General features: G+C 70.1%; 20 protein-coding genes and 1 pseudogene. 11 read left to right on the top strand and 10 right to left on the bottom strand.

The window, feature by feature from the left end:
• Nucleotides 1–104: 104 nt before the first annotated feature.
• Nucleotides 105–992 (top strand): septum formation family protein, encoded by an 888-nt coding sequence (locus tag ACX28W_RS12355; RefSeq protein ID WP_458998953.1) that lies wholly within the window; start codon nt 105–107, stop codon nt 990–992.
• 78 nt (nt 993–1070) lie between these two features.
• Here the strand turns inward: ACX28W_RS12355 and ACX28W_RS12350 are convergent.
• The 3 genes and pseudogenes from ACX28W_RS12350 to ACX28W_RS12340 form a co-directional block, all read right to left on the bottom strand.
• Nucleotides 1071–1211: pseudogene (locus ACX28W_RS12350) on the bottom strand (DUF397 domain-containing protein); the annotation flags it as partial.
• Nucleotides 1212–1290: 79 nt separating this feature from the next.
• Nucleotides 1291–2199, bottom strand: coding sequence for an ADP-ribosylglycohydrolase family protein (locus ACX28W_RS12345; RefSeq protein ID WP_458998952.1), 909 nt, complete (start codon nt 2197–2199; stop codon nt 1291–1293).
• Nucleotides 2200–2242: 43 nt separating this feature from the next.
• Entirely contained in the window at nt 2243–3349 is a 1107-nt protein-coding gene (locus ACX28W_RS12340) for a ferritin-like domain-containing protein (RefSeq protein WP_458998951.1), read from the bottom strand.
• Nucleotides 3350–3509: 160 nt separating this feature from the next.
• On the opposite strand from ACX28W_RS12340, the gene ACX28W_RS12335 reads away from it, so the two are divergent.
• The 4 genes from ACX28W_RS12335 (at nt 3510) to ACX28W_RS12320 (ending at nt 6998) form a co-directional block, all read left to right on the top strand.
• Nucleotides 3510–4439 carry an AurF N-oxygenase family protein gene (locus ACX28W_RS12335; RefSeq protein ID WP_458998950.1) on the top strand — a complete coding sequence of 310 codons (930 nt, stop codon included), beginning with the start codon at nt 3510–3512 and terminating at the stop codon, nt 4437–4439.
• A gap of 36 nt (nt 4440–4475) precedes the next feature.
• On the top strand, nt 4476–5201 hold the full coding sequence (locus ACX28W_RS12330; RefSeq protein WP_458998949.1) for a TetR/AcrR family transcriptional regulator: 726 nt from the start codon (nt 4476–4478) through the stop codon (nt 5199–5201).
• Nucleotides 5202–5387: 186 nt separating this feature from the next.
• The gene (locus tag ACX28W_RS12325; RefSeq protein ID WP_458998948.1) at nt 5388–5699 is read left to right on the top strand and encodes a hypothetical protein; all 312 of its coding nucleotides are present in this window, start codon (nt 5388–5390) and stop codon (nt 5697–5699) included.
• Between the two features lie 102 nt (nt 5700–5801).
• Complete coding sequence (locus tag ACX28W_RS12320) at nt 5802–6998, top strand: C40 family peptidase (RefSeq protein WP_458998947.1); 1197 nt, start codon at nt 5802–5804, stop codon at nt 6996–6998.
• Here the strand turns inward: ACX28W_RS12320 and ACX28W_RS12315 are convergent.
• From ACX28W_RS12315 to ACX28W_RS12295, 5 genes are read right to left on the bottom strand one after another with little or no spacing between them, the layout of a single operon-like run.
• Nucleotides 6971–8224, bottom strand: coding sequence for a styrene monooxygenase/indole monooxygenase family protein (locus tag ACX28W_RS12315; protein ID WP_458998946.1), 1254 nt, complete (start codon nt 8222–8224; stop codon nt 6971–6973). The two genes, ACX28W_RS12320 and ACX28W_RS12315, sit on opposite strands and share 28 nt — an antisense overlap.
• A 26-nt stretch (nt 8225–8250) precedes the next feature.
• Nucleotides 8251–8913 carry a GTP-binding protein gene (locus tag ACX28W_RS12310; RefSeq protein WP_458998945.1) on the bottom strand — a complete coding sequence of 221 codons (663 nt, stop codon included), beginning with the start codon at nt 8911–8913 and terminating at the stop codon, nt 8251–8253.
• On the bottom strand, nt 8894–9301 hold the full coding sequence (locus tag ACX28W_RS12305) for a DUF742 domain-containing protein (protein WP_458998944.1): 408 nt from the start codon (nt 9299–9301) through the stop codon (nt 8894–8896). The genes ACX28W_RS12310 and ACX28W_RS12305 overlap by 20 nt, the downstream gene beginning before the upstream one ends.
• Nucleotides 9298–9801 carry a roadblock/LC7 domain-containing protein gene (locus ACX28W_RS12300; RefSeq protein WP_458998943.1) on the bottom strand — a complete coding sequence of 168 codons (504 nt, stop codon included), beginning with the start codon at nt 9799–9801 and terminating at the stop codon, nt 9298–9300. Before ACX28W_RS12300 ends, ACX28W_RS12305 begins: the two co-directional genes overlap by 4 nt.
• Nucleotides 9798–12629 carry a sensor histidine kinase gene (locus tag ACX28W_RS12295; RefSeq protein WP_458998942.1) on the bottom strand — a complete coding sequence of 944 codons (2832 nt, stop codon included), beginning with the start codon at nt 12627–12629 and terminating at the stop codon, nt 9798–9800. Before ACX28W_RS12295 ends, ACX28W_RS12300 begins: the two co-directional genes overlap by 4 nt.
• A gap of 369 nt (nt 12630–12998) precedes the next feature.
• Here ACX28W_RS12295 and ACX28W_RS12290 point away from each other — a divergent pair, with 369 nt between their 5' ends.
• Nucleotides 12999–13796, top strand: a complete 798-nt coding sequence (locus tag ACX28W_RS12290) for a hypothetical protein (RefSeq protein ID WP_458998941.1) — start codon at nt 12999–13001, stop codon at nt 13794–13796.
• A 36-nt stretch (nt 13797–13832) separates the two neighbouring features.
• Here ACX28W_RS12290 and ACX28W_RS12285 read toward each other — a convergent pair whose 3' ends face one another.
• Together ACX28W_RS12285 and lon are read right to left on the bottom strand one after the other, a co-directional pair.
• Complete coding sequence (locus ACX28W_RS12285) at nt 13833–14357, bottom strand: MarR family winged helix-turn-helix transcriptional regulator (protein ID WP_458998940.1); 525 nt, start codon at nt 14355–14357, stop codon at nt 13833–13835.
• Nucleotides 14358–14603: 246 nt separating this feature from the next.
• A complete protein-coding gene (lon, locus tag ACX28W_RS12280; RefSeq protein WP_458998939.1) occupies nt 14604–17030 on the bottom strand; it encodes an endopeptidase La in 2427 nt (808 codons plus the stop codon).
• 244 nt (nt 17031–17274) lie between these two features.
• Between lon and ACX28W_RS12275 the strand changes: the two genes are divergently transcribed.
• The 5 genes from ACX28W_RS12275 (at nt 17275) to ACX28W_RS12255 (ending at nt 25730) form a co-directional block, all read left to right on the top strand.
• Complete coding sequence (locus tag ACX28W_RS12275; RefSeq protein ID WP_458998938.1) at nt 17275–18810, top strand: sulfatase family protein; 1536 nt, start codon at nt 17275–17277, stop codon at nt 18808–18810.
• 84 nt (nt 18811–18894) lie between these two features.
• The gene (locus ACX28W_RS12270; RefSeq protein WP_458998937.1) at nt 18895–19572 is read left to right on the top strand and encodes a spermidine synthase family protein; all 678 of its coding nucleotides are present in this window, start codon (nt 18895–18897) and stop codon (nt 19570–19572) included.
• A 113-nt stretch (nt 19573–19685) separates the two neighbouring features.
• Nucleotides 19686–20423: a response regulator transcription factor gene (locus tag ACX28W_RS12265; protein WP_362083054.1), complete on the top strand. Its 738-nt coding sequence runs from the start codon at nt 19686–19688 to the stop codon at nt 20421–20423.
• Nucleotides 20424–20463: 40 nt separating this feature from the next.
• The gene (locus ACX28W_RS12260; RefSeq protein ID WP_458998936.1) at nt 20464–21609 is read left to right on the top strand and encodes a HAMP domain-containing sensor histidine kinase; all 1146 of its coding nucleotides are present in this window, start codon (nt 20464–20466) and stop codon (nt 21607–21609) included.
• Between the two features lie 281 nt (nt 21610–21890).
• A complete protein-coding gene (locus ACX28W_RS12255) occupies nt 21891–25730 on the top strand; it encodes a multifunctional oxoglutarate decarboxylase/oxoglutarate dehydrogenase thiamine pyrophosphate-binding subunit/dihydrolipoyllysine-residue succinyltransferase subunit (RefSeq protein WP_458998935.1) in 3840 nt (1279 codons plus the stop codon).
• Nucleotides 25731–25805: the final 75 nt, after the last annotated feature.

The following is a 25805-nucleotide window of genomic DNA, read 5'->3' as shown; positions in this document are numbered from 1 at the left end:
CAAAGACGCCGCGATGAGGTGAGGGCCTTCGCACAGCTGGGCCACAGGAATGGCATACGATGCGCGCGACCCTCATAAAGATCACGTAAGAGGATGTACACATCATGGCAATCCGTGCCCCGTATCGCCCCCTTCGCGGCATATCCGTCGTTGCCGCCCTGCTCGCGATCGGCGCGGTGGGATGCTCGGACGTCTCCGACGCCGTCGACAGCGCCAAGGACGGCGCGAAGAAGGCGGCTCGCCAGCGCTCGGTGTTCTCGCTGGACATCGGCGACTGCTACAACCCGAACGGCAAGGCCGAGGGGACGGCGTACGCCGTCGAGATCGTGCCCTGCGACGAGGCCCACGAGGGCCAGGTCGTCGGCGAGTTCGCGATCGACAAGGGCAAGGAGTACCCCGGCGACGACGGGGTCTCGACGATCGCGGACAACCGCTGCCCGGTCGAGGTGCAGAATTACGCCCCGGACACCTGGGCGCTTCCCAAGGGCGTCGCCCTCTTCTACTACACCCCGACCAAGGAGAGCTGGGCGACGGGTGACCGCGCGGTGAGCTGCACCTACACCGCGGAGAAGGGCACGTTCAGCGGCTCGCTGAACACCGCGAAGTCCCTCAAGCCCGAGCAGACCACGTACCTCAAGGGTTCGAACGCGGTCTACGAGGCCCTGTGGGCGAACCAGCCCGAGAGCGACACCGTCGAGGACGACCTGGCCGGCTACAAGGCGCAGGCCAAGGCCGTCGCGGCCGCCCTCGACGCACACGTCAAGGGACTGGACGGCATCGAGGGCACCGAGGTCGGCAAGCTCCGCGCGACGCTGACGAAGGCGGCCGGGAACTGGGAGAAGGCCGCGAACGCCGCCGACGCCGACGCGTTCTACATCGCCTACGACCCGGCGTTCACCGACATCGACCCGAACAAGTCGGTCGCCGCCCGCAAGGAACTGGGCCTGGCCACCACCATCCCGGCCGACGAGGCCGAGGTCTGGGCGGGCTGACACTCCGTCGGATCAGCGGGGCCGTGTCCGTCAAGGACCCGGCCCCGGTTCAGGAACCGGTGCGGGTAGGTCGAGTGGTCAGACAGTGCCGAACTCCCCGGCTCGAACCGCTGCGACGAAAGTTGCGAACGATCCGGCGGGGAAGTCCAGTACCGGGCCACTCGGGTTCTTGGAGTCACGGACGGGGACCACGCCACGCGAAGCGACGAGGTTTGCGGCACGCCCGGAAGGTGGAGATGTACCGGGGCTGTGGCCGACTCCTCGACGCGATCCCCGGCGCCAAGGGATCGTTCGGCGATCAGGCGGCTCCGGGTACCGCCTCCCGGCGTCGCAGCCACTCCTCCGGTACGCCCTCGACTCCCGTACGCGCGGCCACGATTCCGCCCGTGATGGCGCAGGTCGTGTCGACGTCGCCGAAGCCCTCGGCCGTGGTCCACAGGGCGGAGGTCAGATCGTCGGGGTGACGGGCGGCGCACCAGACGGCGAAGGGCACGGTGTCGTCGGCGCGGACACGCTGGCCGTTACCGAGGAGGTCGGAGGCCTTCCAGGGTTCGGTGGTGAAGGGGAGCCGGGACGCTCGGAGGAGGCCGTCGCGGACCGCGCTCGCCGGTGTCGCGGACGCGACGGCGTCGATGTCCAGCTCGCCGCGGGCCGACAGCGCGGCCGCCACGGCCACCGCGACCGCGCCCGCGATGCCCTCGGGGTGGGCATGGGTCACCTGCGCGGAGAGCGTCGCCTGTTCGACGACGAGCGGGAGGCTTTCCTGGAACCAGGCGCCCAGCGGAGCCACCCGCATCGCCGCACCGTTGCCCAGGCTGCCCTCGCCGTCGAAGAGTTCGCGCGCCAATTCCTCCCAGCGGTCCGGCTCCTGGAGGAGGCGCGGGAGCAGTTGGTGCATGCCGTAGCCGTAGCCGCGCGCCTGGTCCGCGTCGTAGCCGAGCGCGAACACCTGGGCCAGCTCCGGCTGCCGGATCTCACCGTGCTCGTCGAGGATCCGGAAGACACCGAGCGCCATGGCCGTGTCGTCCGTCCAGTGCCACTCCGGCTCCTCCGGGGTGCGCCGGGCGCGGATCTCCTCGTACGCCTGGGGGCGGTCGCGGAAGAGGGGGAACCAGCGTTCGCCGAAGGCGTCGCCGAGGGCCAGGCCTTCGAGGCTGCGGCGGGCCGCGGCCCGGTTCGAGAGCGCGTCGGTCGGGGCGGGCGTCATGGGTGTGATCATGCCGTTTTCGACGGGATGCCGTACACCTGTTTTACGAGTCCGCGCCCGACTCGATCATCGCCTCCACCTCCGCCACGCGCTCCTTCTCCTCCGCCGCGAACCGCTCCGCGTCCAGCCGCTCCGCGATCTCCTCGTCCTGGGCCATCAGCAGGTCGAGGTTGGAGTTGCCCATCTCGAAGACGCCCATGTCGACATAGGCCTGCTGAAGGCGTTCGCCCCACAGGCCGATGTCCTTGACGCAGGGGACGATGCGACTGAAGAGCAACTGGCGGAAGAGGTGCAGGAACTCGGACTGTTCGCTGTATTGCTCGGCCTCCGCCTTCGGGATGCCGAAGTTCTCCAGCACCTCCACCCCGCGCAGCCGGTCCCGCATCAGATAGCAGCCCTCGATGACGAATTCCTCGCGCTCGCGGAGTTCGGCGTCGGAGAGTTGCTTGTAGTAGTCGCGCAGCGCCATGCGGCCGAAGGCGACATGGCGGGCCTCGTCCTGCATGACGTACGCGAGGATCTGCTTGGGCAGGGGCTTGTCCGTGGTGTCGCGGATCATGCCGAAGGCCGCCAGCGCCAGGCCCTCTATCAGGACCTGCATCCCGAGGTAGGGCATGTCCCAGCGGGAGTCGCGGAGGGTGTCGCCGAGGAGCGACTGAAGGTTGTCGTTGACCGGGTAGAGCATCCCGATCTTCTCGTGCAGGAAACGGCCGTATATCTCCGCATGGCGCGCTTCGTCCATGGTCTGGGTGGCGGAATAGAGCTTCGCGTCCAGGTCGGGGACGGATTCCACGATGCGCGCGGCACAGACCATCGCGCCCTGCTCGCCGTGCAGGAACTGGCTGAACTGCCAGGAGGCGAAATGCCGGCGCAGTTCCCCCTTGTCCCGGTCGGTCATCTTCGCCCAGTACGGCGTCCCGTACAGGGTCATCGCCTCCTCGGGGGTGCCGAGCGCATCGCATGGGTCCACCTCCAGGTCCCAGTCGATGCGCTTCTGGCCGTCCCACTGCTTGTCCTTGCCCTTCTGGTACAGGGCGAGCAGGCGTTCGCGACCGTCGTCGTACTCCCAGCTGAAGCGTGCCGCTCCCGAGGCCGGTATCTGCCAGAGGGGAGCTCCCGGATCCTTGGCGTACAGCTCATGCGTCGGCATACGTTCCACGCTCACATGGGGTAGACGCGTCGTCAACAAGTGGTGCGGGAGGGATTGACCAGCTTGCTGACAGGCAGTCTCATAAGACGTGACCGCCGGTAACCCGGCACCGGTAGCCCGACAGGCATCCGGTACGACTCGGATTCGGATGGGGACAGCGATGACGACGGCGACGGAGGCGGATGTGCTGCGCGACGCGCTCGGTCTGCTCAAGGACCGGGAGCAGGTGGCCGAGCGGCTGCTCGACTCGTCCGCCAAGCACTCCTTCGACCCCGACAAGGAGCTGGACTGGGACGCACCCTTCGAGGAGGGCAAGTGGTTCTGGCCGCCGGAGCTCGTGTCGCTGTACGACACCCCGCTGTGGAAGCGGATGAGCGAAGAGCAGCGGATCCTGCTCTCCCAGCACGAGGCCGCGGCGCTCGCCTCGCTCGGGATCTGGTTCGAGCTCATCCTGATGCAGCTGCTGGTGCGGCACATCTACGACAAGGCGGCCACGAGCGCGCACGTGCGCTACGCGCTGACCGAGATCGAGGACGAGTGCCGGCACTCGAAGATGTTCGCCCGGCTGATCACCCGGGGCGGCACGCCGTACTACCCGGTGAGCCGCGCGCATCAGCATCTCGGGCGGGTCTTCAAGACCATCTCGACCACACCGGGGTCCTTCACCGCCACTCTGCTCGGCGAGGAGGTCCTCGACTGGATGCAGCGGCTGACCTTCCCGGACGAGCGGGTCCAGACCCTGATACGGGGGGTCACGCGCATCCACGTGGTGGAGGAGGCGCGGCACGTGCGCTACGCCCGTGAGGAGCTGCGGCGGCAGATGGTGACCGCTCCTCGCTGGTCCCAGGAGTTCACCCGGGTCACCTCGGGCGAGTTCGCCCGCGTCTTCTCCGTCGCCTTCGTCAATCCCGAGGTCTACACGAACGTGGGCCTCGACCGGCGGGAGGCCGTGGCGCAGGTGCAGGCCAGCGGGCACCGGCGCGAGGTCATGCAGACCGGGGCGAAGCGGCTGACGGACTTCCTGGACGACATCGGTGTGCTGCGGGGTGTGGGCCGGCGACTGTGGAGGGCGTCGGGGCTGCTCGCCTGACAGCACCCACCGGGGGTCCCGGTTACGCTGCCCAGCATGACCCCGCAGGCTCCCACCCCCGCATACCGTCGACTGAGTGTCGAGCAGCGGCGCTCCCAGCTCCTCGAGGCGGCCCTGTCACTCTTCGCGCACCGGGCGCCGGAAGAGGTCTCGCTGGACGATGTGGCGGAGGCGGCGGGGGTGTCGCGGCCGCTCGTGTACCGGTACTTTCCGGGCGGCAAGCAGCAGCTGTACGAGGCCGCCCTGCGGTCCGCCGCGGAGGAGCTGGAGCACTGTTTCGCGGAGCCCCCCGAGGGCCCGCTCACTCAGCGGCTGTCCCGGGCCCTGGACCGCTATCTCGCCTTCGTCGACCAGCACGACGCCGGGTTCAGCGCCCTGTTGCAGGGCGGCAGCGTGGTCGAGACCTCGCGGACCACGGCCATAGTCGACGGGGTGCGGCGGGCCGCCGCCGAGCACATCCTCGATCACCTGGCCGTCCAGGACCCGGGGCCCCGGCTGCGCATGACCGTACGGATGTGGATCACCGCGGTCGAGGGCGCCTCGCTCATCTGGCTCGACGCGGGCAAGGAGCCGCCGCTCGACGAGTTGCGCGACTGGCTGGTGGAGCAGTTCGTGGCGGTGCTCGTGGCGAGCGCCGGGCGTGATCCGCAGACCACCGCCGTGGTACGGGCCGCCCTGGCCCTGGAGCCCAGGGAAGGCGCCGTGGGTGTGCTGGCCCGGCGCGTCCTTCCGGTGCTCAGTGACGCGGCGCGGCTGCTTTAGACCGACCGGCAATTGGAGGGCGGCGTCGCGGGGCCTGGCACGCACATCTGCCGCGTTGTCGTCGGTCGCGATGGCTCCGCCATCACTCCCTCCTCCGCCTTGCAGCTGCACGCACCAGACCCCGCTCCTTCTCCCACCCTCCAATTGCCGGTCGGTCTTAACCGCGGCGTTTGTGACACTGGTGCGGTGAAGAGCGAAGACACCCCCTTCGAGGGCGGCCCGCTGGACGGACGTGTGCTGCCCGTCCTGCTCGGCATGACCGGACACCCGCCGAAGGTGTACCGGGTTCCGGTCCCGGACGCGCACGGCGGCCCGCCGACGGTGCTCGTCTACCGGCGGGTCCAGGCCGGGCAGAGCAAGCGGCTGGGGCTGCACCAGGGGTGGAAGTACGCGTACGACCCCGAGGGCGACGCGGGGGGCCGCAGGAAGTGGCCCTGGTCCAAGCCCGGCGCAAGGAGCGAGCCCGGCGCCACGCCGGAGCCCCACGCCGACGAGTGACCTTCTTGGGCCGAACCGGTCACCGGGCGCGCGCTCGGGATGCGCCGACCCGATCCTGCCGGTGCGAGGTGGACGGACCACCCCGGCACCGGAGGTGATGACGTGTCAGGAAGGCTTCTGCTCAAGGTCTGTACGACCATGGCGGCGACCGGAGCGCTGCTCGCACCCGTGCCCGCGGCGGCCGCCCCGGACCCCGGCCCGGACACAAAGGCCTCCGTCACACAGCTGCTGACGGACCTTCAGCGGCTGTACCGGGACGCCGAGCGCGCCACCGAGACGTACAACGCGACCGAGGAGAAACTGAAGAAGCAGCGGGCCGAGGTCGCCCGGCTCGACGCGAGCCTCACCAGGGCCCGCCTGTCCCTGCTCGACAGCCGTGGCGCGGCGGGGCGGCTCGCCCGGCAGCAGTACCAGAACAGCAGCGAGATCTCCTCGTACGTACGCCTTCTCCTCGCCCGTGACCCGCAGCACGCGTTGGACGAAGGGCACCTGATCGGGCAGCTCTCGCGGGACCGGGTCGAGACCGTGGACCGGCTGGCGGTCAGCGAGAAGCGGAAGGACGGGCTGGCTCGGGCGGCCCGGAAGGCCCTCGACGATCAACTCACCCTCACCGAGCGGCGGAAGAAGGAACGGGACGAGGTACGCGACCGGCTCAAGGATGTCGAGGAGCTGCTCGCCTCCCTCAGCGCCGATCAGCTCGCCGAGCTCGCCGAGCTGGAACGGGCGGGGACGGCCGCGGCCCAGCAGAAGCTCCTGGCCTCCGGGGCACTGAGCAGCGAGCGGGCGCCCTCCCGGGAGGGCGAGGAGGCGGTGCGGTACGCCGTGGGGCAGCTCGGGAAGCCGTACGAATGGGGTGCCGAGGGCCCGAGGTCGTACGACTGCTCGGGCCTGACCTCCCAGGCCTGGGAACGCGCCGGCCGCCCCATCCCCAGAACCAGCCAGGAACAGTGGGCCAAGCTCCCCCACATCCCCCTGAACGAGCTGCGCCCCGGCGACTTGGTGATCTACTTCCCCGAGGCCACCCACGTCGCCCTCTACCTGGGCGACGGCCTGGTGGTACAGGCGCCGAGGCCGGGAGAGAAGATCAAGGTCTCCCCCGTCGCGGCCAACCCGCTACGGGGCGCGGTACGACCGGACCCGAAGGCAAAGCCCCTGAAGGACTACACCCCGCCGGCGCTGAGCGCCCCGAAAGCGGCGCGGGGCTGTGACACCTGCGACTCCGCCGCGCCGGCGCAGCCGGCCACAAACCCCCCGCGCCCGGCAACGACCCCTCAGGCCCCCGCCACCGAAGCCAAATAAGTCCCGGTCTTCTCAGGCTCGTAGAAGAAGTTCTCGAAGTCCGCCGGATCGTTGAACCCATTGGCGAACCGATCGGCGACCGGCTGAAGCTGACCCGCCGCGCCGAGCAGGTTCAGCACATGCTCCGGCGGAACCCCCAGCATCGCGTTCGTCCACTTGGTCACATGCTGTGCCGTGTCCCAGTACCGATCGAACGTCGCCCGCATCCACTCCTCGTCGAACTCCTTGTCCTCACGCTCGAGGATCGAGGCGAGGTACGCCGCCGCGCACTTGGAGGCGGAGTTGGAGCCCTGTCCGGTGATCGGGTCGTTCGCCACGACCACGTCGGCGACACCCAGGACCAGGCCGCCGCCGGGCAGCCGCCCGATCGGGTTACGGACGGTGGGGGCGTAGCGCCCGGCCAACGTTCCGTGCGCGTCGGTCAGTTCGACCTTGGTGGCCCGCGCGTACTCCCACGGCGTGAACCGCTCCATGAGTTCCAGGGTCAGGGAGAGGTGTTCGGCCGGATCCTTGACGCCGTTGAAGGCGTCGAGCGGACCGCCGGGTATGCCCTCCCAGAAAAGGATGTCCGCGCGGCCGGAGGTGGTGAAGGTCGGCATGACGAAGAGTTCACCGACGCCGGGCACCAGGTTGCAGCGGACCGCGTCGTAGTCCGGGTGCTCCGGGCGCGGCCCCAGACCGTGGACGTAAGCCACCGCCAGGGCGCGCTGCGGCTCGCTGTACGTGGAGCGGAAGGCGTCCCGGCCGAACATCGACACCAGCTCGCCCTTGCCCGCGGACACCAGCACCAGGTCGTACGTACGGGAGAAGTAATCGAGGTCGGAGACCGCGGCGCCGTGAATGACCAGCTGGCCGCCGCGCTGGGCGAACGTCTCCATCCAGCCGGCCATCTTCACCCGCTGGTCGACGGACTGCGCGTACCCGTCGAGCTTGCCGACCCAGTCGATCGCGCGCTGCGAGGGGCCCGGGTCGAAGGAGCCGGGGACAGCCACCGAGACGCCGAGTCCTTCGATCTTCGGGGCCTGGGACTCCCAGAAGTTCAGCTGGAGATCGCGCTCGTACTGGAGTGCCGTGTCGAACATGCACTGGGTCGACATGACTCGGCCGGTGCGGATCTCGTCCGCCGTCCGGTTCGACATCAGGGTGACCTCGTACCCGTGCGACTGGAGGCCGAGGGCGAGCTGGAGTCCGGACTGGCCGGCTCCAACGACGAGTATCTTCCGCATGCGCGCGTCCTAACTCTACGTACGACTTATTCGGGGCTCACGTCGAGCGCGTGCCCCACCAGCGCGAGCAGAGTCTCGACGACCGAGATCCGGCGCCTGGCATCCATGATCATGACAGGTATGTGTGGGGGGATCGTGAGAGCCTCGCGCACATCGTCGGCGTCGAACCGCTCGCTGCCGTCGAAGTGGTTGACCGCGACGACGTACGGCAGTCCGCAGCTCTCGAAGTAGTCGAGCGCCGGGAAGCAGTCCTTGAGGCGGCGGGTGTCGGCGAGGACGACCGCGCCGATCGCGCCGCGCACCAGGTCGTCCCACATGAACCAGAACCGCTGCTGGCCCGGCGTGCCGAACAGGTAGAGCACCAGGTCGTCGTCGAGCGTGATGCGGCCGAAGTCCATGGCCACGGTGGTGGTCAGCTTCTCCGGTGTCGCGGTGAGGTCGTCGGTGTCCTCGCTGGCCTGGGTCATCAGCGCCTCCGTCTGGAGGGGCGTGATCTCGGAGACCGCGGCGACCAGCGTGGTCTTGCCCACGCCGAAGCCGCCCGCCACCACGATCTTGGTGGCGATCGGGGCGCGGGTGCGGTCCGTCTGCCAGGCCTTGAGGTTCTCGTCGGCCTCGGGGAGCGGCACCGGTGCCGCGGCGGCGGGGAAGGCGGTTCTCGGCGCGCCCTCAGAGACGACGGAGTCCATTCAGCACCCTTTCCAGCAGAGCGCGGTCCGGCTGTCCCGGGCCGTGACCTGTTCCGTACACACGGATCTTTCCCTGGTCCGCCAGGTCGCTCAGGAGCACGCGGACCACGCCCAGCGGCATCTTGAGGAGGGCGGCTATCTCGGCCACCGTGCGCATCCGGCGGCAGAGTTCGACGATGGCCCGCATCTCGGGCATCACCCGGGTCTCCAGCGAGCCGTTGGTCAGCTCCTTGCGGGTCTCCGGGGCCTCGAGCGCCGCGACGAACGTCTCGACGAGCAGCACATGCCCGAAGCGGGTACGGCCGCCGGTGAGCGAGTAGGGGCGTACCCGGGCGGGTTTGCGGTCGCCGCCTCGGACCGGGAGCTTGGACGTGGAGGACGTACTCACTGGACACTCCCCATCGGCTTGGCTTCCAGCGACTGGCGTAGCTCGCTGCGGAGTTCGGGGGTCAGCACATGTCCGGCGCGGCCGACGAAGAGCGCCATGTGGTACGCCACCACGCTCATGTCGCAGTCCGGGGCGCCGTGCACACCGAGCAGCGAACCGTCGCTGATCGACATGACGAAGACGCTGCCCTCGTCCATCGCGACCATCGTCTGTTTGACACCGCCCGCGTCCATCAGCTTGGCGGCGCCGATGGTGAGGCTGCCGATGCCGGAGACGATGGTGGCGAGGTCGGCGGAGGAGCCCTTGGGGCCGGTGGGGCGTTCCTCCGCCCCCGTGCGGGCCTCCGCGTTCCTTCCGGGGTCGGAGGAGAGCAGCAACAGACCGTCGGAGGAGACGACCGCGACCGACAGGAGGCCCGGCACCTCCTCGACGAGGTTCGTCAACAGCCAGTGCAGATTGCGGGCTTCACTGCTCAGGCCGAACGTACTGGTCGCGGTCAACTGCTTGCCTCCTCGACAGTGCCCCCCGATGCGTCACTTGCGTCTACTAGGTCCGGCGCGTGGTCGCGCGCGGCGGGTGCGTGCGTCTCCGCGGTCTGCTCGGCGATCTCCGCCTCGACGTCGCGGCGGCCTTCGACCGCACCTCGGTGGAATCCTCCGAGCCGACGGCGCAGCGCCTCGGCGTCCACGCCCCCGGCGCGCGGCTTCGGCACCTGCACGGGCGCGGAGATCTTCGGCGTCCGCTTGGGCAGACCCTTGTCGGTGACCCGCTCGCGCTCGTCGTCCTGGACACGCTCATGAGTGTCGGGGCCGATGGCGTACGGGTCGGTGGTGGTCTGGGCGGGGACGACGATGCCCGGGGCAGGAGCCCCGGCTGTCCCGGCCTCGTCGGGCTGATCCAGCCGATCCGGCTGGCCCGGCTCGTCGGCCGGCGCCACCGGCGCCAGCAGCAACATCGTGGTCTCGGTCGCCGACTCGGGGGTCGGCTCGGGTGCGGGCGTCGGCTCGGGTGAGGGCTCGGACGCGGCCTCGCGTACCGACTCCTCCGCCGCCGCGATCAGCGGGTCCTCGTGGCCGACCGGGTCCGCCACCGTACGGCCCGAGCGGCCGTACAGGACATTGGAGTTGGCCTCCGCGTCGGCGCCCGGGAGGGACAGCGAGGGGGCGCCGCCGACGAACGAGGTGGTCGTGGGGACCGTGGCGGCCGGGGCGGCGGCGAACAGGGCCTTCGGCAGGACCACCACGACCGCGGTGCCGCCCTGCCGCTGCTCACGCAGCTGCACGCGGACACCGTGCCGGTGCGCGAGCCGGGCCACCACGTACAGGCCGAGCCCGAGTCCCTCGCCGCTCTCCTGGTCGTACGCGTCGTCCGGATCGAAGTCGGAGAGCCTGGCGTTGAGCTGGTCCATCCGCTCGCCCGCCATGCCGATGCCCTCGTCCTGCACGGAGAGCATCACCTCGCCGTTCTCCAGGAGCCAGCCGGAGACCTCGACGGGGAGATCGGGCGGCGAGAACGACGAGGCGTTCTCGAGGAGTTCGGCCAGCAGGTGCGAGAGGTCGTCGGCGGCGAAGCCGGCGAGGTGTGCGTGCGGCGGAAGCGCGGCGATACGGACCCGCTCGTACCGCTCGATCTCGCTGACCGCGGCGCGGACGACGTCGACGAGCGGCACGGGCCCCGCGTGGTGCTGGACGTGTTCGTGGCCCGCGAGGACGAGCAGGTTCTCGCTGTGGCGCCGCATGACGGTCGCGAAGTGGTCGAGCTTGAAGAGCGTGCCGAGGCGGTCCGGGTCCTGCTCGCGCTCCTCCAGGCCCTCGATGACGCCGAGCTGCCGCTCGACGAGGCCCAGGGTGCGCAGCGCGAGGTTGACGAACGTGCCGTGGATGGTGCCGCGCACCTGCTCCAGGTGGGCGGCCGCGGCGGTGAGTTCGGTGCGGAGCTGGTCGCGCTCGTCCGCCATCAGCTGGCGCTGCCCGATGAGGTGCCTGCGGTCGGCGTCGAGGGTGGTGAGCCGCTCGTGGAGTCCGGCGGTGTGTGCGTGCAGCGCGTTGACGGAGCGGACGACCTGGGCGAACTCGTCGTTGCGGCCGGTGAACTTGACCGGTTCCCCGGCGCCCGGGTCGGCGGCGAGGCGGGCCGAGCCGCGGCGCAGCACGGACAGCGGGCGGGTGAGGGTGCGGGCCATGGCCATCGAGACGCCGACCGCGACGAGCAGCAGCGTGCCGATCAGGGCGATCCGCAGCTCCAGCGCGGTGACGTCGTCGTCCCGCAGCAGTTCCAGGTCCTTGGTGCGGCGGTCGTAGAAGGCGGACTCGGCGCCGCGCATGAGCTCGACGCGGGCGGACAGCGCCGCGTCCACCTTCTTCGCGCTGGAGTCGAGCTCGCCGTCGGAGAGCGTCGGCTGGTCGGTGAGGCCGGTGAGGTACTTGTCGGCGGTCGTGACGTCCGGTCCCGTGACCGTGGAGTCGTACGAGGTCCGGACCGCCTTGGACGCCGTCTCGCGGAATTCGGCGAGGGCCGCGTCCGAGCGCAGCCGGGCCTGCTGGGCGGCGGCGCTGAGCGCCTCGCGCTGCTTGGTGTCGGCGTCGGACGAGGTGCTGGTGGTGACCGGCAGACCGGTGATCGGGCTGATGGTGGTCTGGGTGGTACGCGGGATGTCGAGCGCCGCGAGGAGCAGCCCGCGGGCGGCTGCGGACTGCTGGACGGCGGAGTCGAGCTCGGCGAGGGCGTACCCGCCGGAGCCCGCGCGGGGCGGCAGCTGCTCGGCCAGGTCCTCAGCGAGGTCGTGGAGTTCGGCGATGGCGGTGGTGTACGCCTGGTGCGCTTCGAGAGCGGTGCTCTGTCCGGTGAGCGCCGCTCTGCGGACGGCGGCGATGCCGTCGAGGTCCGTCAGCAGGCCGGCGGGCGTGTCCTCGTCCGCCCGCAACTCCTCGACCTGCCGGTCGACCCGGGCGCTGCGCTGCTCGGAGGGTGCCTTCGACTTGGGCCGGCCCGCGGCGATGTACGGGGTGACCTCGTCGCGCTCGTCGGCCAGCGCGTGCGCGAGCGTCACCGCCTGCTGGGTCCGCGCGGCGAGCGTCACCAGGTTCTGGGTGTCGTTCAGTTGGCTGGAGGCGGCCAGCACCGTTGGCGCTCCGGCGCCGGCTATGGCGGCCGCGACGACCGCGACGGCGACGATCAGCCGATTGCGCACATGAGCGGAGCGGCCCTTGCCGGCGGGAGTCTCTCCCGTGGCACCCGGCGTGCGCTCCGCGCCCGCCTCGGGGGGCGACTGCCCGGCCGACCGCTGGGCCGACTGCTTGCCTGTGCGCCGAGACCGCATCTTCTGCACCGGTGCTCGCATTCCTGACTCGTGTACCCAAGGGGCCCGGGTGACGTTCCGTCAATTGAGGCGTCCGCCCCGTACGGTTCCCGACCCTCCCAGTGCCGGTGGGCAGTGATCCCGCATCGTCCGGCCCGCCACCCGAAGGAGTGAACCTCGGACGGGAGTTGCCGGGCAAGTTCCTCCGGCGGGTGCGGCGCCCTTGTCCGGCGGGCCGGTTGGACGTCGGCGACGCGCTTTGGCAATATTCGCCGCCACGCCTTGCCGGAACAGATCATTCCATGCCAAACCCGGCGGCTGAGCTGCAGGTCCGTGCCCAAGGGGCATCCGATGGGGGCCTTTCGTAGAACGAGTGAAGGGCTCGTGCAGACTGATCGCATGCGCACCGAACTCGTCTCGGAACCGGGCGACCCGGCCCGCCCCAATGAGGACTTCGCATCGGTCGGCCTTCCCGCCTCGGGACAGGGGGGTTCACTGGTCCTCCTGGACGGCGTGACTCCCCCTCAGGGCGACGACGGCTGCCTGCATTCCGTCCCCTGGTTCTCCGCGCGCCTCGGCGGAGCACTGACCGAACTGTCCCTTTCCCGCCGGGATCTGACGCTGCCGGAGATTCTTTCCCGGGCCATACGCCGAGTGGCCGACACGCACTCCGACACCTGTGACCTTTCTCACCCGCGGACGCCCCAGGCGACGGTGGTTCTGGCCCGCTGGTCGGCGGACGCGGTCGAGTACCTGGTCCTCTCGGACTCGGCGCTCCTCGTGGAGTCTCCCGACGGCGCGGTCATCGCCGTACTGGACGACCGCCTGTCCCGTCTCCCCCGTGCCTCCCTGGCCACGGCCGCTTCGGCCGACGCCACGGTCCGCAACAAGGAGGGCGGCTTCTATACGGCGGCGGCGGATCCGTCGGTGGCGGGGCGGGCGGTGACGGGGGTGCTGCCGCGCGCCGAGGTCCGCGCCCTGGCCGCGCTGACGGACGGGGCGACACGGTGGGTGGAGAAGTTCCGCGAGGGCGACTGGGCGGACTGCTTCACCCTCGTACGCAAGGAGGGCGCGCAGGAGTTGGTGGATCGCGTACGAGCGCTGGAGCGGGCCGACGCGGAGGCGCGGACGTACCTGAGGCGGAGCAAGACGCACGACGACGCGACGGTGGTGTACGCCGAGCTCCGACTTGCCTGACGGCTCTCCGGACCGCCTCGCGCGCCCGGACAGGTCCTACTTGTCCTTCTCCATCCCCCGGTTGAGCTGCTGCAGCAGCCGCGCCAGTTCCGCGACCTCGCGCCGGTCCCAGTGGGACAGCTGGCCGACGTACCGCGCGCGCCGCGCCTCGCGGACCTTGCCGACGCGGCTGCGGCCCTCCTCGGTGAGACGGATCAGCCACGCCCGGCCGTCCGCCGGGTCGGGTTCGCGGGTGACCAGGCCGAGGTCCTCCAGGGCGCGCAGTTGGCGGGACATGGTGGCCTTGCCGACGCCGATGTAGCCGGCGAGCTCCGTGGCGCGCTGGCGGCCGCACTGGTCGAGGCGTACGAGGAGTCCGTACGCGGCGGATTCCAGGTCCGGGTGGACCTCGCGGGCCATCTCGCCCTGGTTGGCGCGGGCGCGGCGCAGGAACACGGTCAACTCGCGTTCCAGGGACAGGAACTCGGGGTCCCCGCCGCCGGGCGGGGCAGGCCGGTCCACACCACTTCCCGACACGTCGGATGCGGCCGGATGCCCGCCCTCGTTTCCGCCCTCGTGCACGTCAGCACCCCTGCTCTGGTTTCCCGGTCCTGAAAGTTTCTGCCAAAAATCGCCATGGCCGCAGCTCCGTCAGTATTTCGCAGGCGCAGACCAACGGCAGCCTCCGGGCCCCTTCCCACCGGTCGTTCTCCGTGCGCAGCTTCTCCATCAGGCTCCCTCGCAGGCGGCTGAGCCGCACGGCGAAGGCCCGGGTCCCCTCGTGAGGGATCCGGGCCTTGCCTGCCGGAGGCCGTCCGGCGGCGTCCGTCACGCCGCCACCGGCACCTCCGGGATCGCGCCGTTCGTCGCCGGGGCGAGGGCCAGCTCCAGGACCTGACGGACGTCCGTGACGGCGTGGACGGCGAGCTTGTCCAGCACCTCGGCCGGGACGTCGTCCAGGTCGGCCTCGTTGCGCTTCGGGATCACGACCGTCGTGACCCCGGCCCGGTGCGCGGCGAGCAGCTTCTGCTTGACGCCGCCGATGGGCAGTACCCGCCCGGTGAGCGAGACCTCGCCGGTCATCGCCACGTCCGTACGGACGAGCCGTCCGCTCAGCAGCGAGGCCAGCGCCGTCGTCATCGTGACGCCCGCGCTCGGACCGTCCTTCGGGACCGCGCCCGCCGGGAAGTGGATGTGCACGCCCCGGTCCTTCAGGTCGCCGACCGGGAGTTCCAGTTCGGCTCCGTGGCTGCGCAGGAAGGAGAGGGCGATCTGCGCCGACTCCTTCATCACGTCACCCAGCTGACCGGTCAGGGTCAGCCCTGCCGCGCCCGTCTCCGGGTCGGCCAGCGACGCCTCCACGTAGAGGACGTCACCGCCGGCGCCCGTGACGGCCAGACCGGTGGCGACACCGGGCACCGCCGTGCGGCGCTCGGCCGGGTCCTGGGCGGACTCGGGCACATGGTGCGGCCGCCCGATGAGCCCGCGCAGATCGGCGTCGGTCACCGTGAACGGCAGCTCCCGCTCACCGAGTTCGTGCTGCGCCGCGACCTTGCGGAGCAGCCGCGCGACGGCCCGCTCCAGGTTGCGTACGCCCGCTTCCCGGGTGTACTCCCCGGCGAGCTTGCGCAGCGCGCTCTCGTCGAGCGCGACCTCGCCCTTCTCCAGACCGGCCCGCTCCAGCTGCCGCGGCAGCAGGTGATCACGTGCGATGACGACCTTCTCGTCCTCGGTGTACCCGTCGAGCCGGACCAGCTCCATCCGGTCGAGCAGGGCCTCCGGGATGGCTTCCAGCACGTTGGCCGTGGCCAGGAACACCACGTCACTCAGGTCCAGCTCCACCTCCAGGTAGTGGTCCCGGAAGGTGTGGTTCTGGGCGGGGTCGAGCACTTCGAGCAGGGCGGCGGCCGGGTCGCCCCGGAAGTCGGACCCCACCTTGTCGATCTCGTCGAGCAGGACCACCGGGTTCATGGACCCGGCCTCCTTGATGGCGCGGACGATACGGCCGGGCAGCGCACCGACGTACGTACGCCGGTGTCCACGGATCTCCGCCTCGTCCCGCACACCACCGAGCGCGACCCGGACGAACTTCCTGCCCATGGCGTGCGCGACGGACTCACCCAGACTTGTCTTGCCCACGCCGGGCGGTCCGACGAGCGCGAGCACCGCGCCGCCACGCCGCCCGCCGACCACGCCGAGCCCACGCTCGGAACGCCGCTTGCGCACGGCGAGGTACTCGGTGATGCGCTCCTTCACGTCCTCGAGACCGGCATGCTCGGCGTCGAGGATCGCCTTCGCTCCCCGGATGTCGTACTCGTCCTCGGTCCGCTCGTTCCACGGCAGCTCGAGAACGGTGTCGAGCCAGGTCCGGATCCAGCCGCCCTCGGGCGACTGGTCACTGGACCGCTCCAGCTTGTCGACCTCCTTGAGCGCCGCCTCGCGAACGTTCTCGGGGAGGTCGGCGGACTCGACACGGGCCCGGTAGTCGTCGGACTCCTCGCCGTCCTTGGAGTCGCCGTTCAGCTCGCGCAGTTCCTTGCGCACTGCCTCGAGCTGGCGCCGCAGCAGGAACTCGCGCTGCTGCTTGTCGACGCCTTCCTGTACGTCCTTGGCGATGGACTCGGCGACATCCTGCTCCGCGAGGTGTTCACGCAGCTGCTCGGTGGCGAGCTTCAGCCGGGCGACCGGGTCTGCGGTCTCCAGCAGCGTGACCTTCTGCTCGGTGGACAGGAACGGCGAGTAACCGGAATTGTCGGCAAGGGCGGAAACGTCGTCGATGGCCTGTACGCGGTCCACGACCTGCCAGGCGCCGCGCTTGCGCAGCCAGCTGGTGGCGAGGGCCTTGTACTCCTTGACCAGCTCGGCGACATGGCCGGGCAGCGGGTCCGGCACGGTCTCGTCGACGCGCGTCCCCTCCACCCACAGCGCGGCGCCCGGACCGGTCGTGCCGGCGCCGATCTGTACGCGCCCACGGCCGCGGATCAGCGCGCCCGGGTCACCGTCGGCCAGGCGGCCGACCTGCTCGACGGTGCCGAGCACACCGGTGCTCGGGTACGCCCCGTCGATGCGCGGCACCAGCAGCACCTTCGGCTTGCCGGGCTCGGTCCGCGCGGCGGCCTGGGCGGCCTCCACCGCGGCGCGCACATCGGCGTCGTTCAGGTCGAGCGGAACCACCATCCCGGGCAGGACGACCTCGTCGTCGAGCGGCAGCACGGGCAGGGTCAGCGGAGTGGACTTCGTGGAGTCGGCAGCCATGATCTTCCTCTCGACAAGCAAGTTGAGCTATGCCGACTCAATGCAGGTGAGCCTTGGATTGTTCCCCAAGGCGTGTTCGCTCTCGGCGATCGCCCGGTGACAAGGCGGCGACCTGCGCTTCCGCGCCTTCATACCACCGCAAGGACACCGCTACACCACTGCAACGGCATTCACAGCGAACTCCTTCACACTGCAAGCTCATTCACAGCAAGCAGGGTCGTAAAACGGGGAATCGGGGGATCAAGTGGGCGAGGGTCAGGGGCGGGGGCCGACGCGGCGCGGTCTGGTGGTGGGGGCCGGGGCGGTGGCCGCGGCGGCGGCCGGGACGGTGGTCGTCCGGGCCACGGCGGGCGACGGCGAAGGCGCGGCCGAAAGGGCGACCGTACGGCGGACCGCGGCGCCGGTCGCCGGCCGGGCGCCCGCCACCTCTCCGCAGACGCCGGCCGCCGGCCGGACCCCCGGCGCGGGGCGCTCCGACCGCCCCAACATCCTGGTCGTCGTCACCGACGACCAGCCCAAGGAGACGGAGTGGGCGACCCCCGAGACGATCGACTGGCTCGGCGGGCACGGTGTGACCTTCGAGCGGGCGCACGCCAACACCCCGCTCTGCGCCCCCTCCCGTGCCTCGATCATGTCGGGCCGGTACGCCCACCACCACGGCGTACTCGACACCCGCCACCCCACCCGCCTCGACCAGAACACCACCGTGCAGCGGCAGCTGCACCAGGCCGGGTACCGCACCGGAATGTTCGGGAAGTACCTCAACTTCTGGCAGCCGGGCGTGAACCCGCCACACTTCGACGAGTGGCTGCTGCAGGAGCCGGTCAGCTACTACAACGGCCACTACAACGACAACGGGACCGTCCGGAACATCCCCGGCTACAACACCACCGTCATCAAGAACCACGCCCTCGCCTTCATGGAGCGCTCCCGGAGCGACGACCGGCCGTGGTTCGCGTACGTCGCCCCGCGCGCGGCACACGAGGTGAACATCCCGGAGAAGAAGTACGAGCGGACGCCGGTGCCGGACTGGGACGGACGCCCGTCCGTCTTCGAGAGCGACAAGAGCGACAAGGCAGACAAGCCGCCGTTCCTGCGCGGCGGCGCGGCGCACCACTCGCTCGCCGACGGACAGGCCCTGCGGGCACGTCAGCTGCGCACCCTGCTCTCCGTCGACGACGCGATGCGGGACTTCCGCGACAAGCTGCGCGCGCTCGGCCAGCTCGACAACACGCTCGTGCTGTTCACGAGTGACCACGGCCTGCTCTGGGGTGACCACGGCTGGCTGCGCAAGTCGGTGCCGTACCGGCCGAGCCTGGAAGTGCCGTTCTACCTGTCGTGGCCGGGCGGCGGGCTCGGCGGGGCGGCGGCCGACGACCGGCTGGCCGCCCACGTCGACATCGCGCCCACCCTCCTCGACGCCGCCGGGATCACCCCGGACACCCCGCACGACGGTCACTCGCTGCTCGGCACGAACGACCGCACGCATGTGCTCGCCGAGTGGTGGTGGAACCGCCAGGACAAGCAGCCGATCCACAGCTGGGCGTCGTACATCGGCAAGACCGAGCAGTACACGGAGTACTACCGGCTCCGCCTCGACAAACAGGGCCGCCCGCCCCGGGGGTCCCACAGCGGCCAGGTGCTCTTCCGCGAGTACTACGACCTGCGCGCCGACCCCTACCAGCTCACCAACAAGCTGCACGGGGCCTCCGCCGAGCAGGAGCGCCGACTCGGCATCCCGGAGCTGGCCCTGCGGCTGGCCACGGCCCGGAGCACCTGAACCGCCCCCCTCAGTCCGCCGCGGCGCGCGTCGGACATCCGGAATTCCCTCGGCTCGGCGTCAAGGAACTGTCACGATGGGCCGATGCCCACCTCGTACGACACCCCGGTAGTCATCGACCGTCGCGAGGGCCCGTACGGCGAGGTCGTGCTGCGGCGCCACGGCACGCTGCTGCAGATCATCGCCAACGGGTGCTTCCTGATGGACACCTCCGACGGCCGCTCGGAGCGGTTACTGGTCGACGCGGCGCTCGAGGCCCTGGACGGGCGGGCGGAGCCGAGCCTGCTGATCGGCGGCCTCGGCGTCGGCTTCTCCCTCGCGCATGCCGCCGCGGACCCCCGCTGGGGACGTATCACCGTCGTCGAACGTGAGCGGGCCATCGTCGACTGGCACCGCGACGGACCACTCGCGGAGCTCTCCGCGCGGGCGCTCGCCGACCCGCGTACGGAAATTGCCGAGGCCGATCTGCTCGCTCACGTCAATGAGATCTCCGCCACATATGACGCGCTGTGCCTGGACATCGACAACGGGCCCGGCTGGACCGTCACGGAGGGCAACAGGGCCCTCTATGCACCGGCCGGATTGGCAAGCTGCGCAAGGGCGTTGAAGCCCGGCGGGGTGCTCGCGGTGTGGTCGGCCCAGCCCTCTCCGGAATTTGAAGGAACCTTGCGGAATGCCGGGTTCCGACGGGTGCGTACCAAAGAGATCCCCGTTGCCCGGGGCGTTCCGGACGTCGTCCATCTCGCGGTCGGGCCTGGATAGCCGAGCGAAGGTGACTGCCCGTACCCTGCTTCCCTGACGCAGATCATTCAAGCGTCAAGCGCAGTCATGGGATCACCCCACGGATTCCGGAAAGCACACTTCAGGGGCGGGCGATGGAGCAGACCCACACATCCCACAACGGCACGGCGGCGACGCCGGGCGCTCAGCGCCGGGTGCTGGTGGTCGAGGACGACCCGACGATCGTCGACGCCATCGCGGCCCGCCTGCGCGCCGAGGGATTTCTCGTACAAACCGCGGGCGACGGGCCGGCCGCCGTCGACACCGCCGAGGCATGGCAGCCCGATCTGCTGATCCTCGACATCATGCTGCCGGGCTTCGACGGCCTGGAGGTCTGCCGCCGCGTGCAGGCCCAGCGCCCGGTGCCGGTGCTGATGCTCACCGCGCGCGACGACGAGACCGACATGCTGGTCGGGCTCGGCGTCGGCGCCGACGACTACATGACCAAGCCGTTCTCGATGCGCGAGCTGGCTGCCCGCGTGCACGTCCTGCTGCGCCGGGTCGAGCGCGCCGTAGTGGCCGCCTCGACGCCGCGCACCGGGATCCTGCGCCTGGGCGAGCTGGAGATCGATCACGCACAGCGCCGGGTACGAGTGCGCTCGGAGGACGTGCACCTGACGCCCACCGAGTTCGACCTCCTGGTCTGTCTGGCCAACACGCCGCGCGCGGTACTCTCCCGCGAGCAGTTGCTGGCCGAGGTCTGGGACTGGGCGGACGCCTCGGGTACGCGGACCGTGGACAGCCACATCAAGGCGCTGCGTCGGAAGATCGGCGCCGAGCGGATCCGTACCGTCCATGGCGTGGGCTACGCGCTGGAGACCCCGACTCCCTGAGCGGGGCCTTTTGAAGGACCTGTTTGAGGGGGCAGATCTCATGAGTGGATCGAGCGGACCGGGCGGATCGGGTGGATTGAGCGGACCGGGCGGACCGGGAGAGCGCAGGAACACGGAGCCCTGGGGCTCCGTGCGTCCTTTCTCGATCAAGACGAAGCTGGGCACGCTGGTCGTCGTCTCGGTCTTCATCACCACCGGTCTGATGGTGATCGCGATGCGCACCGAGACCGAGCTGCGCTTCATCACGGTCTTCTCGATGATCGCCACACTGTTGATAACGCAGTTCGTGGCGCATTCGCTCACCGCCCCGCTGGACGAGATGAACGCGGTCGCCCGGTCCATCTCACGCGGCGACTACACGCGCCGGGTGAGTGAGAACCGCCGGGACGAGCTGGGCGACCTGGCCCAGACGATCAACCTCATGGCGGACGAGCTGGAGGCCCAGGACCGCCAGCGCAAGGAGCTCGTGGCGAACGTCTCGCACGAGCTGCGCACCCCCATCGCGGGCCTGCGCGCCGTCCTGGAGAACATCGTGGACGGCATCTCCGCCGCCGACCCCGAGACCATGCGGACGGCGCTCAAGCAGACGGAGCGCCTCGGACGGCTGGTGGAGACGCTGCTGGACCTGTCGCGGCTGGACAACGGGGTCGTACCCCTGCGCAAGCGCCGTTTCGAGGTGTGGCCGTACCTGTCGGGTGTGCTGAAGGAGGCCAACATGGTCGCCTCCGCGCGCGCGGGCATCGCCTCGGGCTCCGGCAGCCACACCCGCACGGACGTCCATCTGCACCTCGACGTGTCGCCTCCGGAGCTGACCGCGCACGCGGACCCGGAGCGGATCCACCAGGTCGTCGCCAATCTCATCGACAACGCGGTGAAGCACAGCCCGCCGCACGGCCGGGTCACCGTGAAGGCCCGGCGGGGCGACCTCCCGGAGTCGCTGGCCCTGGAGATCCTGGACGAGGGCCCCGGCATTCCGCAGTCGGAGTGGCACCAGATCTTCGAGCGATTCAACCGGGGCGGGGTGCCGTCGCCGCACGGACCGGGCAGCGACGGCGGTACGGGCCTGGGGCTCGCCATCGCCCGCTGGGCCGTCGATCTGCACGGCGGCCGGATCGGTGTGGCCGAATCAAGGCGCGGCTGCCTGATCCAAGTCACCCTTCCGGGGCTTCCATCTTTGCCAAGTTGACGTAAAGTTCGAACCGGAGCCACAGGATCCATCGAAGTCCCGCGCTCGTGGACACGTGTGATCAGGCACAGGGCCGCGTGAGTCGTACCGCGACCCTGAATGAACGTACCCAGCCGGGCCGAAACCCCGCTTGTTTCCCGCCATTTCCACAGCCGAAACACACTTTCCGATGTGACTTACACGACGTTGGACGGGCCCGGCCTGACCTTCTCGGCCATGGAGGCGTAGCCTTTATTTCCGCTGTCCATCACCTTGTGAAGCGGAAGAGGGCGGTTGCCGCCGTGTCGCCACAGTCCCCCAGTAACTCATCGAGCATCTCGACCGAGGACCAAGCCGGGAAGAACCCTGCTGCCGCCTTCGGACCCAATGAGTGGCTCGTCGACGAGATCTATCAGCAGTACCTCCAGGACCCGAATTCGGTAGACCGAGCCTGGTGGGACTTCTTCGCCGATTACAAGCCTGGGGCGGCTGCTGCCTCGGCTCCGGCGGGTACTGCGGCCGCGGGGGCCGCAGAGACCACCACAGCGGTTCAGGCCGCGCCTGCCGCTCCGGCGGCCCCTGCGGCGCCCCAGGCCCCGGCTCAGGCCGCTCCCGCGGCTCCCGCGCCCGCCCCGGCCGCCGCTCCCGCGGCTGCTCCGGCCGCGCCGAAGCCCGCTGCCGCCGCCCCGGCGCCCGTGAAGGCCGCTCCGGCGCCCGCGAAGGCCGCTCCGGCCGCCGCGAAGCCGACGGCCGAGCCGGCCACCGAGGCCCCCGCGGGCCCGGAGTACATCCCGCTGCGCGGCCCTGCCGCCGCGGTCGCGAAGAACATGAACGCCTCGATCGAGGTGCCCACGGCCACGTCCGTGCGCGCGGTCCCGGTGAAGCTGCTCTTCGACAACCGCATCGTCATCAACAACCACCTGAAGCGCGCCCGGGGCGGGAAGATCTCCTTCACCCACCTCATCGGCTACGCGATGGTGCAGGCCATCAAGGCCATGCCGTCGATGAACTGGCACTTCGCGGAGAAGGACGGGAAGCCCACCCTCGTCAAGCCGCCGCACATCAACTTCGGCCTCGCCATCGACCTGGTGAAGCCCAACGGCGACCGTCAGCTGGTCGTCGCGGGCATCAAGAAGGCCGAGACGCTGAACTTCTTCGAGTTCTGGCAGGCCTACGAGGACATCGTCCGCCGCGCCCGTGACGGCAAGCTGACGATGGACGACTTCACCGGTGTCACGGTCTCCCTGACCAACCCGGGTGGCCTCGGCACCGTCCACTCCGTGCCCCGCCTGATGCCCGGCCAGTCGGTCATCATGGGCGTCGGCTCCATGGACTACCCGGCGGAGTTCCAGGGCACCTCCCAGGACACCCTGAACAAGCTCGGCATCTCGAAGGTCATGACGCTCACGTCGACCTACGACCACCGGGTGATCCAGGGCGCCGCCTCCGGCGAGTTCCTGCGCGTCGTCGCGAACCTCCTCCTCGGCGAGAACGGCTTCTTCGACGAGATCTTCGAGTCGCTGCGCATCCCCTACGAGCCGGTCCGCTGGCTCAAGGACATCGACGCCAGCCACGACGACGACGTCACCAAGGCAGCCCGCGTCTTCGAGCTGATCCACTCCTACCGGGTCCGCGGCCACGTCATGGCCGACACCGACCCGCTGGAGTACCGCCAGCGCAAGCACCCCGACCTGGACATCACCGAGCACGGCCTCACCCTGTGGGACCTGGAGCGCGAGTTCGCGGTCGGCGGTTTCGCGGGCAAGTCCCTGATGAACCTGCGCGACATCCTCGGCGTGCTGCGTGACTCGTACTGCCGCACCACCGGCATCGAGTTCATGCACATCCAGGACCCCAAGCAGCGCAAGTGGATCCAGGACCGCATCGAGCGCCCGCACAGCAAGCCGGAGCGCGAGGAGCAGCTGCGCATCCTGCGCCGGCTGAACGCGGCGGAGGCCTTCGAGACCTTCCTGCAGACGAAGTACGTCGGCCAGAAGCGCTTCTCCCTCGAGGGCGGCGAGTCGGTCATCCCGCTCCTCGACGCGGTCATCGACAGCGCGGCCGAGTCGCGCCTGGACGAGGTCGTCATCGGCATGGCCCACCGCGGCCGCCTGAACGTTCTCGCCAACATCGTCGGCAAGTCGTACGCGCAGATCTTCCGTGAGTTCGAGGGCAACCTCGACCCGAAGTCGATGCACGGCTCCGGCGACGTGAAGTACCACCTGGGTGCCCAGGGCGTGTTCACGGGCCTGGACGGCGAGCAGATCAACGTCTCGCTGGCCGCCAACCCGTCCCACCTGGAGACGGTCGACCCGATCATCGAGGGCATCGCCCGCGCCAAGCAGGACATCATCAACAAGGGCGGCACGGACTTCACGGTCCTCCCCGTCGCCCTGCACGGTGACGCGGCCTTCGCGGGCCAGGGCGTGGTCGCCGAGACGCTCAACATGTCGCAGCTGCGCGGCTACCGCACGGGCGGCACGGTCCACATCGTCATCAACAACCAGGTCGGCTTCACGGCGGCCCCCGAGTCCTCGCGTTCCTCCATGTACGCGACGGACGTGGCGAGGATGATCGAGGCCCCGATCTTCCACGTGAACGGCGACGACCCCGAGGCCGTCGTCCGCGTCGCCCGCCTGGCCTTCGAGTTCCGTCAGGCGTTCAACAAGGACGTCGTGATCGACCTCATCTGCTACCGCCGCCGCGGACACAACGAGTCCGACAACCCGGCGTTCACGCAGCCGCTGATGTACGACCTGATCGACAAGAAGCGCTCGGTGCGCAAGCTCTACACCGAGTCCCTGATCGGTCGCGGCGACATCACCCTGGAAGAGGCCGAGCAGGCGCTGCAGGACTTCCAGGGCCAGCTGGAGAAGGTCTTCACCGAGGTCCGCGAGGCCGTCGCCGCTCCGGCCGTCGTGCACGTCCCCGACCCGCAGGCCGAGTTCCCGGTGGCCGTGACGACCGCGGTCTCCCAGGAGGTCGTGAAGCGGATCGCCGAGTCCCAGGTCAACATCCCCGACCACGTCACCGTGCACCCGCGGCTGCTCCCGCAGCTGCAGCGCCGGGCGTCGATGATCGAGGACGACACGATCGACTGGGGCATGGGCGAGACCCTCGCCATCGGCTCCCTGCTCCTCGATGGCACTCCGGTCCGCCTCTCCGGCCAGGACTCCCGCCGCGGCACCTTCGGCCAGCGCCACGCGGTGCTGATCGACCGGGTCACGGGCGAGGACTACACCCCGCTGCAGTACCTCGCGGACGACCAGGCCCGCCTGAACGTCTACGACTCCCTGCTCTCCGAGTACGCGGTCATGGGCTTCGAGTACGGCTACTCGCTGGCCCGCCCCGACGCCCTCGTGATGTGGGAGGCGCAGTTCGGCGACTTCGTCAACGGCGCGCAGACGGTCGTCGACGAGTACATCTCGGCGGCGGAGCAGAAGTGGGGCCAGACGTCCGGCGTCACCCTGCTCCTCCCGCACGGCTACGAGGGCCAGGGCCCGGACCACTCGTCCGCCCGCATCGAGCGCTTCCTCCAGCTGTGCGCGCAGAACAACATGACGGTCGCCCAGCCGACGCTCCCGTCGAACTACTTCCACCTCCTGCGGTGGCAGGTGCACAACCCGCACCACAAGCCGCTGGTGGTCTTCACCCCGAAGTCGATGCTGCGCCTCAAGGCCGCCGCGTCGAAGACGGAGGAGTTCACGACGGGCGCCTTCCGCCCCGTCATCGGCGACGACTCGGTCGAGGCCGCGGCGGTCCGCAAGGTCGTCTTCTGCGCCGGCAAGCTGTACTACGACCTCGAGGCCGAGCGGAAGAAGCGCGGCGTCACGGACACGGCCATCATCCGCATCGAGCGCCTGTACCCGCTGCCGGGTGCCGAGCTCCAGGCGGAGGTCAACAAGTACCCCAACGCCGAGAAGTACCTGTGGGCCCAGGAAGAGCCGGCGAACCAGGGCGCCTGGCCCTTCATCGCCCTCAACCTGATCGACCACCTGGACCTGGCGGTCGGCGCCGACGTCCCGCACGGCGAGCGCCTGCGGCGCATCTCGCGCCCGGCCGGCTCGTCGCCCGCCGTCGGTTCCGCGAAGCGGCACCAGGCGGAGCAGGAGCAGTTGGTGCGTGAGGTGTTCGAGGCGTAGCTCGAAGCACGGTCTGGTACGACACCGGAGGCCCGGTTCCCTTGCGAGGAACCGGGCCTCCGGCAGATGTGGAGG

The organism is Streptomyces sp. SD15 (assembly GCF_054462255.1).
The sequence above is the reverse complement of the archived record's forward strand: the minus strand, read 5'-3'. Positions and strand labels throughout refer to the sequence as shown.